13 protein-coding genes are annotated in these 13739 nt (G+C 74.5%); 4 read left to right on the top strand and 9 right to left on the bottom strand.

Annotation, left to right across the window (positions count from 1 at the left end):
• Nucleotides 1-55: 55 nt before the first annotated feature.
• The 8 genes from ACGFW6_RS12415 to ACGFW6_RS12380 form a co-directional block, all read right to left on the bottom strand.
• Nucleotides 56-2260, bottom strand: a complete 2205-nt coding sequence (locus ACGFW6_RS12415) for an MMPL family transporter (protein ID WP_393507430.1) — start codon at nucleotides 2258-2260, stop codon at nucleotides 56-58.
• A 161-nt stretch (nucleotides 2261-2421) separates the two neighbouring features.
• Nucleotides 2422-3918, bottom strand: coding sequence for a VWA-like domain-containing protein (locus tag ACGFW6_RS12410; RefSeq protein ID WP_393507428.1), 1497 nt, complete (start codon nucleotides 3916-3918; stop codon nucleotides 2422-2424).
• Entirely contained in the window at nucleotides 3915-5168 is a 1254-nt protein-coding gene (locus ACGFW6_RS12405) for an AAA family ATPase (protein WP_393507426.1), read from the bottom strand. The genes ACGFW6_RS12410 and ACGFW6_RS12405 overlap by 4 nt, the downstream gene beginning before the upstream one ends.
• Nucleotides 5169-5224: 56 nt before the next feature.
• Nucleotides 5225-6907 (bottom strand): hypothetical protein, encoded by a 1683-nt coding sequence (locus ACGFW6_RS12400; RefSeq protein WP_393507425.1) that lies wholly within the window; start codon nucleotides 6905-6907, stop codon nucleotides 5225-5227.
• Nucleotides 6908-7058: 151 nt separating this feature from the next.
• Complete coding sequence (locus ACGFW6_RS12395; RefSeq protein ID WP_393507424.1) at nucleotides 7059-7595, bottom strand: hypothetical protein; 537 nt, start codon at nucleotides 7593-7595, stop codon at nucleotides 7059-7061.
• Nucleotides 7579-8070: an RNA polymerase sigma factor gene (locus tag ACGFW6_RS12390; protein ID WP_393507422.1), complete on the bottom strand. Its 492-nt coding sequence runs from the start codon at nucleotides 8068-8070 to the stop codon at nucleotides 7579-7581. The genes ACGFW6_RS12395 and ACGFW6_RS12390 overlap by 17 nt, the downstream gene beginning before the upstream one ends.
• 131 nt (nucleotides 8071-8201) lie before the next feature.
• Nucleotides 8202-8831: a class F sortase gene (locus ACGFW6_RS12385; protein WP_393507421.1), complete on the bottom strand. Its 630-nt coding sequence runs from the start codon at nucleotides 8829-8831 to the stop codon at nucleotides 8202-8204.
• Entirely contained in the window at nucleotides 8828-9238 is a 411-nt protein-coding gene (locus tag ACGFW6_RS12380) for a sortase-dependent protein (protein WP_393507419.1), read from the bottom strand. The genes ACGFW6_RS12385 and ACGFW6_RS12380 overlap by 4 nt, the downstream gene beginning before the upstream one ends.
• A gap of 178 nt (nucleotides 9239-9416) precedes the next feature.
• Here ACGFW6_RS12380 and ACGFW6_RS12375 point away from each other — a divergent pair, with 178 nt between their 5' ends.
• Both ACGFW6_RS12375 and ACGFW6_RS12370 read left to right on the top strand, forming a co-directional pair.
• A complete protein-coding gene (locus ACGFW6_RS12375; protein ID WP_393507417.1) occupies nucleotides 9417-9839 on the top strand; it encodes a DUF6153 family protein in 423 nt (140 codons plus the stop codon).
• Nucleotides 9840-9949: 110 nt separating this feature from the next.
• Nucleotides 9950-10579: a DUF305 domain-containing protein gene (locus ACGFW6_RS12370; RefSeq protein ID WP_393507415.1), complete on the top strand. Its 630-nt coding sequence runs from the start codon at nucleotides 9950-9952 to the stop codon at nucleotides 10577-10579.
• Here ACGFW6_RS12370 and ACGFW6_RS12365 read toward each other — a convergent pair.
• Nucleotides 10483-12534, bottom strand: coding sequence for a right-handed parallel beta-helix repeat-containing protein (locus ACGFW6_RS12365; protein ID WP_393507414.1), 2052 nt, complete (start codon nucleotides 12532-12534; stop codon nucleotides 10483-10485). The genes ACGFW6_RS12370 and ACGFW6_RS12365 overlap by 97 nt on opposite strands.
• A 269-nt stretch (nucleotides 12535-12803) precedes the next feature.
• Here ACGFW6_RS12365 and ACGFW6_RS12360 point away from each other — a divergent pair, with 269 nt between their 5' ends.
• On the top strand, nucleotides 12804-13244 hold the full coding sequence (locus tag ACGFW6_RS12360) for a VOC family protein (RefSeq protein WP_393507412.1): 441 nt from the start codon (nucleotides 12804-12806) through the stop codon (nucleotides 13242-13244).
• A gap of 68 nt (nucleotides 13245-13312) precedes the next feature.
• The gene (locus ACGFW6_RS12355) at nucleotides 13313-13681 is read left to right on the top strand and encodes a DUF6479 family protein (RefSeq protein WP_393507410.1); all 369 of its coding nucleotides are present in this window, start codon (nucleotides 13313-13315) and stop codon (nucleotides 13679-13681) included.
• The last annotated feature ends 58 nt before the right edge of the window (nucleotides 13682-13739 follow it).

Here is a 13739-nt window from a genome sequence, read left to right as displayed (position 1 = left end):
GACGGGACCGCCCGTGTCCTTCGTCACGGACGGTCCCTGCGGGGGTGGACGAGGATCAGGTGCGCGCCACTTCCAGGTCGGCCGGGGCGGGCTCCGGCGCCTCGGACCGGCGGCTGAGCGCCTCGCCCTCCACGTCGACGCGGGGCAGGATCCGGTCCAGCCACTTCGGCAGCCACCAGGCCCTGTCGCCGAGCAGGGCGAGCACGGCCGGCACGATCGCCATCCGGACGACGAACGCGTCCAGCAGCACGGCGGAGGCGAGCCCGAACCCGATCATCTTGATCATCGAGTCGCTCTCCCCGATGAACCCGGCGAACACCGCGATCATGATCAGGGCGGCGGCCACGACCACGCGGGCGCTGTGCCGGAAGCCGGACGTGACGGCCTGCGGCGCCGACTCGCCGTGGACGTACGCCTCCCGCATCCGCGACACGAGGAAGACCTCGTAGTCCATGGCGAGTCCGAAGACGATGCCGACCAGGAAGATCGGCATCAGGCTCATGATCGGCCCGGTCTGCTCCACGCCCAGCAGCTCGGCGCCGTGCCCCTGCTGGAAGACCACGACGACCGCGCCGAGGGAGGCCAGCACCGACAGCAGGAAGCCGGCGGCCGCCTTCAGCGGGACGAGCAGCGAACGGAAGACCACCAGCAGCAGCACCACCGCGAGGCCCACCACGACGATCAGATACGGCACCAGCGCGGCCTGCACCTTGTCGGCGATGTCGATGTTCATCGCGGTCGTGCCGGTGACCTCGAAGGTCGCCCCCGTCTCGGCCTCCGTCGCCGGACGCTCGTCCCGGATGGTGGTCACCAGGTCCTTGGTCTTCTCGTCGGTCGGCGCGGTGGAGGGCACCACGGAGAAGACGGCGGTGTCCCCGGCCTCGTTGAAGCGGGCGGGAGAGACGGACACGACGCCCTCGGTGCCGGCGATCTCCCGGGAGACGGTGGTGACGGCACCCTCGGCATCGCTGTCCCCCTTGGCGTCCACGACGACCGTCAGCGGCCCGTTGAAGCCCGGTCCGAACGCCTCGGCGAGCGCGTCGTAGGCCCGCCGCTCGGTGGTGGACGTCGCCTTCGCCTCGTCGCCGGGCATGCCCAGCTGGAGCTGTGTCATCGGCACGGCGAGCGCGCCGAGACCCACGACGCCCAGGAGCAGCACCGGTATGGGGCGGCGCAGCACGAACCGCGCCCAGCGGGTGCCGCCGTTGCTGTCGGCGCTCTCCTGGATACGGCCGCTCTTGCGGGCCCGCCTCGGGAGCACGGCGTTGGGCCAGAAGCCGAGGACCGCGGGGACCAGCGTGAGCGCGATGAACACGGCGACCACGACGGCGCCGGCCGCGGCCAGGCCCATCTTGGTGAGCATCGGGATGCCGACGACCGAGAGCCCGGCCAGCGCGATGACGACGGTGAGCCCCGCGAAGACGACCGCGGAACCGGCCGTGCCGGCGGCGAGTCCGGCCGCCTCCTGGGGGGCGCGGCCCTTGGCGCGTTCCTCGCGGTAGCGCGAGACGACGAACAGGGCGTAGTCGATGCCGACCGCGAGGCCCAGCATCATCGCGAGGGTGCCGGTCGTGGTGGACAGGCCGAGCGCCTGGGACAGGGCGAGGATGGTGGCCATGCTGACGCCGACGCCGACCACCGCGGTCAGCAGCGGCAGCCCGGCGGCGGCCAGCGAACCGAACGTCACCAGCAGGACCACGGCGGCGATCGCCATGCCGATCACCTCGGCGGCGCCGCCCGCGCCGCCGCCGTCGTCCATGGCGCTCCCCCCGGCCTCCACGGTCAGGCCGCTGTCGCGGGCGTCGTCGAGCGCCTTCTCCAGATGGGTGCGGCTGGCGTCGGTGAGGTCGTCGGAGGCGACCTTGTAGGTGACGGTCGCGTAGGCGGTCGTGCCGTCCTTGCTCACCGCCTTCGCCTGGAACGGGTCGACGGCGGACGCCACTTGCGAGCCGTCGCCCAGCTCGGACACGGCGTCCTCGACGGCCTTCCTGTGGTCGGCGGCGGTGACCTTCTCGCCGCCCGGCGCGACGAAGACGACCCGCGCGGTCGCGCTGTCGGCCGTCGCCCCCGGGAAGCGCTCCTCCATCAGGTCGAACGCCTTCTGGGACTCGATCCCCGGCATGGAGAAGCCCTCGTCGGCGGCTCCCGGGGCCTTCAGCGCGCCCAGGCCGACGGCGGCCAGGACGGCCGCCCAGACCAGGGCGACGTACCAGCGCCGCCGGAAGGCCAGACGGCCCAGTCGATACAGGAAAGTAGCCACGGCAAGGGGTCTCCACATCTGGGACTCGAACGTGTGCCCAGGCTCTCGGGGAGAGGGGTGCCGTGTCGTCGTGCGGCTGCCGACAATCGCCGCTACTGAGAATGCAGTACGGGAGGGGGGCGGGTCCGCCGGGAGTACGACCGTCCGATGGGCCCCTGGTCTCACCTCCCCGTGGCACCCGACCCGATCTCGACGACGCGCGCCCAGGCCGGCGGGGTGTCCGGCTCGTAGTCGGAGCGGTTCTCCGCCGAGCCGCGCGAGTGGCGGGGGAAGCGGGGGAACAGCCCCACCACCGTCCGGCAGGGCGGCCGGGTGCTCGGCCACGGGGTCTGACCGTCCGTCAGAGCCACGACGACATCCGGCCGGGGTCGGCTCCGCAGCGCCGTCGCGAAGCCCTCGCGCAGATCCGTGCCGCCGCCCCCGACCAGCGGAATCCCCTCGGCACGGCACATCCGGTGCACACCGCCGGCCGCCGCGTCGCACGACACCACGCTGACCAGGTCCGGGCGCCCGCCCACGGCACGGGAGATCGCGGCGACCTCCAGCAGGGCGCTGCCCAGTTCGGCGTCGCTGACCGAGCCGGAGGTGTCGATGACGACACAGACGTGCGGCGGGCGGCGCCGCAGGCTCGGCAGCACGACGCCGGGCACCGAGGCGGAGCGGCGGGAGGGACGGCCGTAGGTGTAGTCCTCGCCCACGCCGGGGCCGGAGGCGGCCGACCGCACGGCCGCGCCGAGCAGCTCCCGCCAGGGCTGCGGCGGATGGAAGGCTTCCTCCGCCCACCGCTGCCAGCTGTGGGGGGCGCTCCCCGGCCGGCCCGTGATGCCCTGCGCGACCCGGAACCGGACGGCGTCCCGCTCCTGGGCGCTCAGGCCGTGCGCGCCGTCCGGCCCGAGGTCCCACGCCCGCTCCAGGCCGTCGGCGCCGCTGCCGCAGTCCAGCCAGGCCAGGTCCTGCGTCCGCGGGCCCAGCCGGAACTGGCGCAGGTAGTCCTCCATCAGCTCCCCGTCGCGCAGCATCAGGCTCGCCGGGTCGACGGCGCCCTCGGGCCGGGCCAGCCCGTCGCCGTACACGTCGTCGTTGATCTCGCAGTCCGCGGCGATGTTCATCCGCAGCCGCTCCCCCGGTCCGGACAGCCCCCGCTGCCGGGCCACCCGGTCGCTGCGCCCGTGATGGTCCCGCAGCAGATGCGACACCTCGTGCACCCACACCCCGGCCAACTCCTCCACCGGCGTCCGCTCCACGAACCCCGGCGACACGTAGCACCGCCACTGCCGGTCCACCGCCATCGTCGGCACCGTCCGCGACTCGACGACATGCAGAGCGAAAAGGGCGGTCGCCAGATAGGGCCGCACTCGAGCGGCATGCAACCGGGCGGAGAAGAGTTTGTCGCGGTCGAGGGGGAGGGGGAGGGGGTCGCCAGGGGCGGGGGGCGGGAGCGGGTCGGGGGCGAAAATCCTGGCGGCATCGCGGGGACGAGGTCCGGGCGAGGCCGCTTCCCCACCCCCACGGTCGCGGCGCCCCGCGCCAGGGCGGGGACGGCCGGGAGGCTCGTCGTCGGCAGCGGGCGGGAGCGGGGCCCGGGCGGAGGTCCCGGCGGGGGCGAAGGGGTGGGGGCCGGGCGAGGCTGCTTGCGCGTGGTCGCGGTCCTCGGTCATCGGCGGCCCGCCTTCGTCTTCGCGGCGATCTCCGTGGTTCTGGCAGCCGCTCGGTCCGCTCGGCGGGACAGGGTGACGACTCCGGAGAGGCGCTCGATCGCCTGCGGGACGTCCCAGTCCTCCTGGCGCAGGGAGGCGAGGGTACTCGCGGGGACGACGACCAGGTCAGGGGCGCCGGTTTCCAGGGCGCGGACCAGCAGGGCCCAGGCCGCGTCCCAGCGGGCCTTGTCCGGACGGGCCCGTACCGCCTCCACGACACCGTCCAGCGCGGCCTGCCGCAGATCTCCCCGTGCGGGCAGCTCCGCCCCCGACGGGTCGGCGAGCAGCAGTTCAGGGTCGGGCAGGTCCATCCGGTCCAGACACGCGAGCAGTTCCAGGCCGGGTCCGTCGCCCACGGTGCCCCGCACCAGCATCGACAGCACCTCCCGCGAGGACCCGGCGGCGGTGGCGAAGGCGACCAGGGACTGGGTCATCTCCCAGCTGCGGGGCGACGGCCAGGCCCCGCCCCGCCGGGCCTCCCCGCTCGGCAGCCGGTGCACGAGCGCCGGGCGCCCGGAGAGCAGCCCGCGGACCGCGCGCCGCGCGAAGTCAACGGCCCCGGCCAGTTTCTCCGGGTCGAGCCGCGGCAGGGTCGCCCGGGGCCAGGTCCCGCCGAGGCCGCGGACGACGACCTCGTGGTCGTGGGTCCACTGCAGATGCACGAACCGGTTCGCCAGCGGCGCGCTCAGCTCCCAGCCGTCGGCGGCCGAGGAGCGCGGGTTGGCGGCGGCCACGATCCGCACCCCGGGCGGCAGCCGCAACGCCCCGACCCTGCGTTCCAGCACCAGCCGCAGCAACGCGGCCTGCACCGCGGGCGGCGCGGTCGACAACTCGTCCAGGAACAGCAGCCCCCGCCCGGCCTTCGCCAGCCGTACGGCCCAGTCCGGCGGGGCCATCGGCACACCCTGCTCGGCGGGGTCGTCCCCGACGACGGGCAGCCCGGAGAAGTCGGACGGTTCGTGGACGCTGGCGATCACCGTGGTCAGCGGCAGGTCGAGTTCGGCGGCGAGCTGCGTGAGCGCGGCGGTCTTGCCGATACCGGGCTCGCCCCACAGCAGGACGGGCAGATCGGCGGCCACGGCCAGCGTGAGCGCTTCCAGCCGGGGATCGGGCCCAGGTTCGGTGGTGGTGTCACGCAGCAGCGCCAACAGGTCGGCTGCGACGTCGAGTTGGGAGACGGAGGAAGCGGAGGGCGAGGTGCGCGTGGGCATGTGTCATCACCGTGGGTCTCGTGAGAGGGCTGGGGAGGAAAGCGGGTCGGGGCGGCTCAGGCGAAGGTCGCGTGACGGGGGCGCGAGCGCCGCGCACCGGGGCGTCGGGGGAGGCGTTCGTCGTGGCGGACAGGTCCTGGCCGGGGTCCGGCCAGCCCGGCCCGGAAGAGTCCGTACGTCACCCGCCGCCGCGCGATCGCCTCCAGCTCGTCCCGCAACGCACCGTCACGCAGCACCGCGTCCGGCCCCAACAGCCCCTCGACGACGGCCAGTGCGCCGGCGATGTCGCCGTGCCAGAGGCGTTCACGGACGTCGGGCAGGCACTCGGGACGACGGTGCGCGTCGTCGACGGCCTGGAGACAGGGCAGCGGAGTGCCGGTCAGCGCGGCGAGGAGCTCCTCGCGCCGGATCTCGTCGGGGGCGTGGTCCAGCGGAGCCAGCACCCCGTCGACCAGCCCGATCCGATGCCGGTCGCCCCGGCACAGCACGATCCGCTCCGGCCCGGCCCGCTCCGGGGCACGCCCCGCCCGGGCACGCTCCGGTACGAGCGCGGCGGCGACCAGTGGATGCAGCCGGCCGGCGTCGATCGCACCGGCCCGCAGCAACTCCAGGTCGGGCAGGACCCAGGTCGCGGCGTCGGGCAGTACGGGCAGGGCGGACGACGCGCGGGCACGGCGCCCGGCGGACGCCAGGAACCGCACTCCGCCCACGCCGCCCGAGCCACCCGGGCCACCCGGGCCACCCGGGCCGTCCGAGCCGTCCGAGCCGTCCGAGCCGTCCGAGCCGTCCGAGCCGTCCGGGCCATCCTGGCCGTCACCGGTCAGCTCCAGCAGGAGCCGCTGCCGGTCCCCCAACCGCACGGCCACCGCACCGCCCGACCGCCCCTCGGCACGCAGCAGCAGCGCCGCCTCGTCGGCCCAGCGGTCGACGGCGCAGAGGGACTCGTGGGGCACGCCGAGGCCCGGCGGTCGCCCGTCCGGCCCGGCTCCACGTGGGGCGCGACCGCGCAGTCCACCGGCTCGGGCGTCCCAATCCGGCCACGCTCCACCCCCGGCCCGATCACGCAGTTCACCGGCTCGGCCGTCCCGATCCGGCCCAACTCCACCCCCGGCCCGATCACGCAGTTCACCGGCTCGGCCGTCCCGATCCGGCCCGACTCCACGCCCGGCCCGATCACGCAGTTCACCGGCTCGGCCGGCGTCCCAGAGGTGCCGGTGCAGGTCGAGCCGGAACCGTCGGCTGGGCCGTGGATGCGGATGGGAGCGGGGGCCGGCACGGACGTCCGGCGGGACACCGCCCCCGCCCTGCCCCCGTCCCCCGTCCCACAACGCCAGGCTGATCCGCTGGCCTGCGTCGGCCCACGCGGGCGGCGTCCGCACCACGAGGTGCAGCGGCTGCCTGCGTCCGCCGCCCGGGCCGCCGTAGCGGGCGAGCGCGAGGGTCAGTCCCGGGCGCAGCAGCCCGTGGGGAGCGATCCGGGGCATGTGCCAGCGCAGCAGATCGGGGGCCAGAGCGCGCAGGTCGGCACGGACCAGGGCGGCTGTCTCCCGCCCGTGATCCCGCGCCAGGGAGCGCAGGTTGAGATCGACGTCGATGCCCGCGGCGGCACAGGCCCCCGCCCAGTCGCCGGCGTGCCGGCGGGCGGTCGCGGTCTCGATCATGGAGGCCGGCACGGCGAACTCGCGCACGCGCGGCCAGAAGGAAAGCCGGGGTTCCTCGTTCGCGTTCGGAGTGCTCATCAGCACTCACCTTGCGCGGACGGGTCCCCCAATCTGTCAGCAGAGTGAGTCGTCATCGCGGCGAGCGTAACGCCCGGCGCGGGGACGCCGCGAGGGATTTTCCGGGTACCCCGGGAAACGGGTACCCCGGGAAAGGCGGGGGCCGGTCCGGTCACTCCCCGGCGGACGGTGTCGCCGGGTCGGTGGCGGTGGCCCTCGTCGGGTCGGTGGACGGCCGGGCCGTGGGGGTCGACGTCGCGTCCGGCGTCCGGGAACCCACAGCCTGTGGATCGCGGGTGGGCACCGAGGTCGGTGTCCCGGGCCGCACGGTCGGTGTCGGGGACGCCGTCCGGCCCGGCGGCGGCGTGCGGGTCGGGGACGCCGAGGGGGCCGGGGTGGAGGGCGAGGGGGTGGGCGGGGTACCGCGGTCGCTCATGGGCGGAGGTGCCAGCGGGGGCGCGGGGGAGGTGGGCACGTCCGGGCGGCCCGAGGTGAACGGCAGCGCGACCAGCAGCGCGACGGCGCAGGTCACGCCCACCCCGGTCGCCGTACGCACCAGGCGCCGGCGGGACGCCTTGCGGCGGAGCGTCTCGTAGTGGCCGGGAGGCGGGGCGAGGTGTTCCGCGGGCGGGCGGAGGATGACCGCGAGCGGGTCGTCGTGGGCGAACTCCGGGCCGTCCACGTCGTCCTCGTCAAAGCGTGTGGTCAAGGCTTCTCCTCAGGTGGACGCGGAGCAGTTCGCGGGCCGCGTGCAGGTCGGCCTTGACGGTCCCTTCCTTGCGTCCGGTCAGCACGGACACCTCCCGGATCGGCATGTCAGCGTAGTAGTGGAGGAGGATCGGGGTGCGGAGCCGTTCGGGGAGGGACTGGACCAGCAGGCGCACCGACGGGTCCGCCTGTTCCGTGTGGGCGTTGACGGCCGCCTCCGTCGTGGCCCGGCGCATCGCCCTGCGCTCGCGCTCCAGTTTGCGCCAGTGGTCCCGGACGAGGTTCGCGGCGGTGACGTAGAGGAAGCCGCGCGGTTCCTCCACGCGGCCCCAGCGGGCCCACAGCCTGGTGAAGGCCTCGGAGGCGATCTCGTGCGCCGTCTCGTCGTCGTCGACGAGACGGCGGCACCAGCCGGCCAGGCGCGGGTACAGGGCAGCGAACAGCTCGGACGCTGCCCTGTCTCGGGACCGTTTCAACGCACTCCATGATCGGGACGGCGCGACGCCATGCGCGGGGCCGGCTCCTGCGGGCTCATGAGGGAGGATGCCGGGCCGCCTGCTCGCGTTCCCCCGGCCGCCCGGCCCGGATCCGGATCCCCCTTCCTCGGTCAAGGGGCGGCCGAGCTCAGCGACGCGAACACGATCACGTTGTCGCGGTACTCCTGGCCCTCGCGCGGGCCCCCGCAGGTGATCAGACGCAGCTCCGGGCGGTCCACGTCCCCGTAGACCTGCTCCGCCGGGAAGTCGGCCTTGGCCACCGTCCGTACGGCGCCGACGGTGAACTCCGCCGAGGAACCGTCCTGGCGGCGCGCCACGATCCGGTCGCCCCGCCGCAGCTCCCCGAGACGGCGGAAGACCCCGTCGCCGAAGGCACCGACCGTGACATGGCCGAGGATCACCGACGGGCCGACCTGGCCGGGCGTCGGCGAGTGCCGGTACCAGCCCGCCCGGTCGTCGGCGGTGATCGGCGGCACCTCCACGGTGCCGTCCCGGGCCAGGCCGAGCCCCATGACGGGGGTGTCGACGCCGATCGCCGGGATCCGCAGCCGGACCGGGGTGGAACGGCCCATCGCGTGCCCGGAGTTCGCGGAGGCCGAGGAGCCGTCACCGGTCTTCTCGCGCCCCCGCGTCCTTCTCGCGCTCGCGTTCGCGTCCTGCTCGGTGGCCTGTCCGGCGCAGCCCACCAGCAGCGACGCCAGAGCCGCCGTGGTGAAGGCCCGCCTGGAGAGCCCCGTCATGCCCCGGTCGCCCTCCGACGCCGTACGACGAACGTCGTCGCGCCGCCGGCCAGGAGCAGTGCGGCCGCGCCCCCGCCGATCAAACCGCCGGTCCCGTTGCCGGTGTCCGAGGCCGGCGTCACGCCGGTGTCGGGCGCCCCGGACGGCCTGACGGAGACCTGGCCGTCGCCCGGCGCCCGGGTCGGCTCGGCGGACGGCGCCCGGGTCGGCTCGGCCGACGGTGCCGAGGGGACGGGGGAGGGGTGCCGGGTCGGTTCGGTCGTGGGGGTCGGCGAGGCCGTGGCCGAGGGGGCCCTGGTCGGGCTGGGGACCGGGCTCGGGGTGGCCGAGTCGGCGAACGCGGGCGTGCCGGCCGCCAGAAGGGCCGTGCAGGTCAGTGCCAGGGCGCTGAACGTGGTGCGGCGCATGGACTCGCTCTCTTTCGTCGGTCCGCCGGTACTGCCGTGTCCGGCGGGCTGGGTGACGGGTCGAGCGGAGAGACGAGGCAGCGGTGAGGCAGGTTGTAAAGAAATGGCAAAGTCGCGGAACGGCCGTCTCCCTGCGGCCTGATGAGTCTTCCGTACGCGGCGTCCGTACGATGAGGGCGTGACAGCCCGTGCGCCGCATCTCCGTGCGCCGCGGCTCCCGATCCCGGGACCGTGGCGCGCGCTTGTGCTGCTCGGGCTACTCGCGGGGCTGTTCGGCATGCACGGACTCGCGCCCGGCGGCGTCGTCGCGCCGCACTCCTCACCGGGGCACGGGCACGCCCGCGCCATGAGCGGCAGTACGACGGCCATGCCCGAGGAGTCCGTCTGCCACGGCGACGGCACGAACGGCGGACACGCCCGGCACGCCGACCCGGCCTGCGCCTCCGGTGCCGTCGGCACCGGTCCCTCGCTTCCGGCCCTGCTGCCCGACCCGGCCGGGACCTGCGTCCCGGGCGCCCTCGACCGCCGCTCCCCCGCCGCGGTGCCGGACGGCGAACGCGCGCCTCCCTCACTGGCCGAACTGCAGATCCTGCGGACCTAGGACAAGGCCGAGCCGTCCCCCGCCACCGACGCGGCGTACGGCGCTCAGCCATGTCCGTGCCACGCCCCGCCGAGGGCGCGGCAGCTCACGTATCCGCAGGAGTTCTCAGCATGAACAGCACGCCCACCCTCGTCCGCCGGACGGCCCTGGCCGTCACGGCCGTCGCCGCCGCCCTCGTCCTCGCCGCGTGCGGCGGAGACGGCGGCACCTCGGACGACGCCTCCGAGGCGTCCGCGTCCTCCGCGAGCGCCGGCGCGCACAACGCCCAGGACGTCACCTTCGCGCAGGGCATGATCCCGCACCACCAGCAGGCGCTGCAGATGGCCGTAATGGCCGCCGAGCGCGCCTCGTCCGCCCAGGTCAAGGACCTCGCCGAACAGATCCGCAAGGCCCAGGACCCGGAGATCAGGACCATGTCCGGCTGGCTGAGGTCCTGGGGCGAGGACGTGCCGTCGGCCGCGCCCGGCATGGGCCACTCCGGTCACTCCGGTGGCTCCGGGACGGCCGGGATGATGGACGCGAACGACATGGACGAGCTCATGAAGGCGTCCGGCAGGGCCTTCGACACCCTGTTCCTCACCCTCATGGTCGAACACCACGAGGGCGCCGTGGAGATGGCCAGGACCGAGAAGGCCGAGGGCCGCTACGGCCCGGCGACCGAGCTCGCCGACGCCGTCGTCACCGCCCAGAGCGCCGAGATCGAGGACATGAACAAGCTGCTCGGCAGGACCGGCGGCTGAACCCCCGGCGACCGCCGGTACGCCTCCCCCGGCCCCGCCCGGTCCACGACCGCCGCGCACGCCGGACGGGCCGCGCAGTCCGCGCCGGGGTCGGCCGGCGTCAGCAGGGTGTTGCCCCCGAACTCCAGGTTCTTCGGGTCGCCGCAGTCCGGTGCGGGCGGCCAGCCGCCCGGGTAGGCGCGACGGGGCAGCCAGTCGGGGACGGTGTCGTCCCAGAAGTTGCCGTGGAAGCGGACGTCGCGCACGGGCCTGTCGCCCCAGTCCTCGCTGCATCCGCTGATCGAGGCCCGGTAGCCGTGGACGGCGTTGCCGCGCACGCTGATCCACCGGCTGCTGTCGTCGGTGTAGATGCCGACGTTCCAGGTGCCGTAGGCGCTGTCCGAGACCGCGTTGCCGCTGACGAGCGCGCCGTCCGCGTACGACGTGCCCTGCTCGCCGCGCAGGTAGATGCCGCCGCCGTCGGCCAGCAGCCGGTTGGTCGCGAAGACCCGGTTGCCGACGATGCGGTTGCCGCTCATCAGGCCGCGTACGTCCTCGGCGGGGCCGGAGAGGATGCCGGTGTAGGGCAGGTGGTCGACCTGGTTGTGCGCGATGGTCGTCTGCCGACTGCCGCCGTCCCAGATGCCGGAGGAGGCGTGGTGGTCCGCGCCGGTGCGGTGGACCCGGTTGTTGCTGACGCGGTTGCCGCGGCTCGGGCCCCGGGTGTCCGGCGGCAGGACGCCGAGCGCGATGCCGCCGTCGGAGATGTCGGTGAAGAGGTTGCCGTCCACCACGTTGTGCGCGCTGTACCCGGAGAACCGGAGCCCCTGGGCGCCGAGATGGACGAACCGGTTGCCCTGGAAGGTGATGCGTTCGGCGCCGTGGAAGGCGACGTTCCCGGGCACGGTGAGCAGCCGGAGCGCGTCGCCCTTGCCCGGCCGCAGGTACATGCTCCACGCGGCGGCGAATCCGGCGGGCTCGCTGGGCGCCGTCCAGCCGGCGTACGCGAACGTCAGCCCCTTGAAGGCGATGTCGTGGACCGGCCGGTCCGCGCTGCCGCTCCCGCCGACCAGCGTCCGGAGCACGGGCGCCGTCACGTCCGTGCGCCGCATGTCCTCGCCGGGCCGCGGCCGGTACAGCAGCCGGTGGTGCCCCGGGCGGGAGCGGTCGAGGTACCAACTCCCGTTCCGGTCGAGGAAGCCGGGGGAGTTCTCCACGTCGGACGGCAGGGCGAGCAGCTCCGGCCCGTACAGGTCGCGGGCCATCCTCCAGCACGGCTGGTCCATCGTGATCGTCGATCCGCCACCGGGGCCGCGCGAGATGTCCGCGACGCCGCAGCGGCCCTCCAGGTAGTCGAACCGGAAGCGCAGTTCCATGTCGCGGGGCGTCCGCCAGGTGCGCGGGACGGCACTGGTGGTGGTGAGGCCGGTGCCGGTCACCTTCAGGGTGCCGGGGATCCCGTCGCCGAGGCTCGCCCGGTCGGCCCGCCTGCCCGCCACGTAGAGCTGCCGGGTCTCCAGCGCGCCGACGTCCGCCCGCCACACGCCCCGGCGCCGCGGGTCGGGCCGCCAGCCCCCGATCTCCCGGCCGCCGCTGAGGGTCACCGGTTCCTGGCGTGCCGTGCCCTGGCCGTACGCCTGGTAGACCACCCGGTGACCGCCCCCGCCGGAGTCGCCGGCCGCCTCCGACATCCGCAGCGGCGCCGTCAGCCGGTACGTCCCGCCCCGCAGGTTCACCACGATGTCCGAGGTCATCGTGGCCGTGCGGGCCCGCACGGCCTGCTGGGCCCGCGCCGGCGTCGCGAACGGCCGCTCGTACGTCCCCGGCCATCCGTCGCTCCCCCACGGCGCCACGTACAGCTGCCGCGGTGCCGTCCGCGCGTGCTCCGCCGGCACCGCGGACGAGGCCGGCCAGGTCCCCCCGGACAGCACCACCACCATCACCGACACGACCGCCCCGACCCGCAGGTCCCCCATGCTCCCGCTCCTCCCGTTCGCCGGACGGGTCCATGGTGGGGCGAGGGCGTCCGGGCGCGCGTCGGCCGATCGTCGCTCATGCCGCCTCTTTGGTCGCTGCCGCGTCCTACGGAGGTTTCGCCCGCCACCCCCGGCGCCCCGCCCGCCCGGGACCTCATGTCCGCCCGATGCCGGGGGTCGAGGAGGGGCCCGCGGGAATCGTCTTCCTGCACGGCCGGGTTGACCAAGGGCGACCGTCGAGGAGTCGCAGCGTCGAAGAGGAGCCGCTCATGTCCGATTCCGCAAGCCCGGCCGAACGTCCCGCCCGCGTCCACGAGCTCCGCCTGGTCGTCACGGCCGCCGACTACGACGAGGCGCTGCGCTTCTACCGGGACGAGCTGGGCCTCCCGGAGCGCGCCGCGTTCTCCTCGCCCGACGGCCGGGTGACGATCCTGGAGGCGGGCCGGGCCACGCTGGAGCTGACCGACCCCGGCCACGCCGACTTCATCGACGAGGTGGAGGTCGGCCGCCGGGTGGCCGGTCACATCAGGGTCGCCTTCCAGGTGGACGACTCCCCGGCCACCACCGCACGGCTGGCGGCGGCCGGGGCCGAGGTCCTCGCGGAGCCCACCCGCACGCCGTGGAACTCCCTCAACTCCCGCCTCGAAGCGCCCGGCGCCCTTCAGCTGACGTTGTTCACGGAGCTGGGGGAGCCGGAGGAACGCGCGTAGATCCGCCGGGACACGGAACCGTTCGTTCCTCGGGGAGCCTTTACGTCCGTTTCGGTGATAATTGGGGCATGAGTACGACGACGTTTGAAATAGCGGCCACGTCGAGCGAAGTACTCAACGTGATCGCCGCCTTCGTTGGTGGAATGGTCATCGCCGGCGCACTGGTCTGGGCCGTGCAGTTCGGCATGCGGGTCCGTGACCGGGAGCTGCCACGGCCCACTCCGGAGGAACAGTCACATCTGCCCGACACCGGACCGGTCCGTGAGCTCCGGGAGGTGCGCGAGCCCGACGAGGTCCCGCACGCGGAAGGCAGAGAACGCCTGCTGCCGCACGACCTGCACCATGCGGGGAGCAGACGCAGCGAGGACCAGCACCGCAAACGCTGGCTGCCCGGCAAGAGCGGGTCCTTCGGCGGCGGCGGGATCGGACACGCCTGAGCCGTCGTACCGCTGATCGCCCGAGGAGCCGGAGGGCCCGGAATTCGGGCGACGGGAG

The sequence above is a fragment of the Streptomyces sp. Y7 genome (assembly GCF_043195415.1).
Taxonomy (GTDB): Bacteria; Actinomycetota; Actinomycetes; order Streptomycetales; family Streptomycetaceae; genus Streptomyces.
Note: the sequence above shows the minus strand (reverse complement) of the source record. Positions and strands in the feature narration are given on the sequence as shown.

Coding starts and splice junctions, on each gene's coding strand:
- ACGFW6_RS12410 (WP_393507428.1), bottom strand. CDS start 3,918: ATGACCGAGGACCGCGACCACGCGCAAGCAGCCTCGCCCGGCCCCCAC.
- ACGFW6_RS12405 (WP_393507426.1), bottom strand. CDS start 5,168: ATGCCCACGCGCACCTCGCCCTCCGCTTCCTCCGTCTCCCAACTCGAC.
- ACGFW6_RS12400 (WP_393507425.1), bottom strand. CDS start 6,907: ATGAGCACTCCGAACGCGAACGAGGAACCCCGGCTTTCCTTCTGGCCG.
- ACGFW6_RS12385 (WP_393507421.1), bottom strand. CDS start 8,831: ATGACGGGGCTCTCCAGGCGGGCCTTCACCACGGCGGCTCTGGCGTCG.
- ACGFW6_RS12380 (WP_393507419.1), bottom strand. CDS start 9,238: ATGCGCCGCACCACGTTCAGCGCCCTGGCACTGACCTGCACGGCCCTT.
- ACGFW6_RS12370 (WP_393507415.1), top strand. CDS start 9,950: ATGAACAGCACGCCCACCCTCGTCCGCCGGACGGCCCTGGCCGTCACG.
- ACGFW6_RS12365 (WP_393507414.1), bottom strand. CDS start 12,534: ATGGGGGACCTGCGGGTCGGGGCGGTCGTGTCGGTGATGGTGGTGGTG.
- ACGFW6_RS12360 (WP_393507412.1), top strand. CDS start 12,804: ATGTCCGATTCCGCAAGCCCGGCCGAACGTCCCGCCCGCGTCCACGAG.
- ACGFW6_RS12355 (WP_393507410.1), top strand. CDS start 13,313: ATGAGTACGACGACGTTTGAAATAGCGGCCACGTCGAGCGAAGTACTC.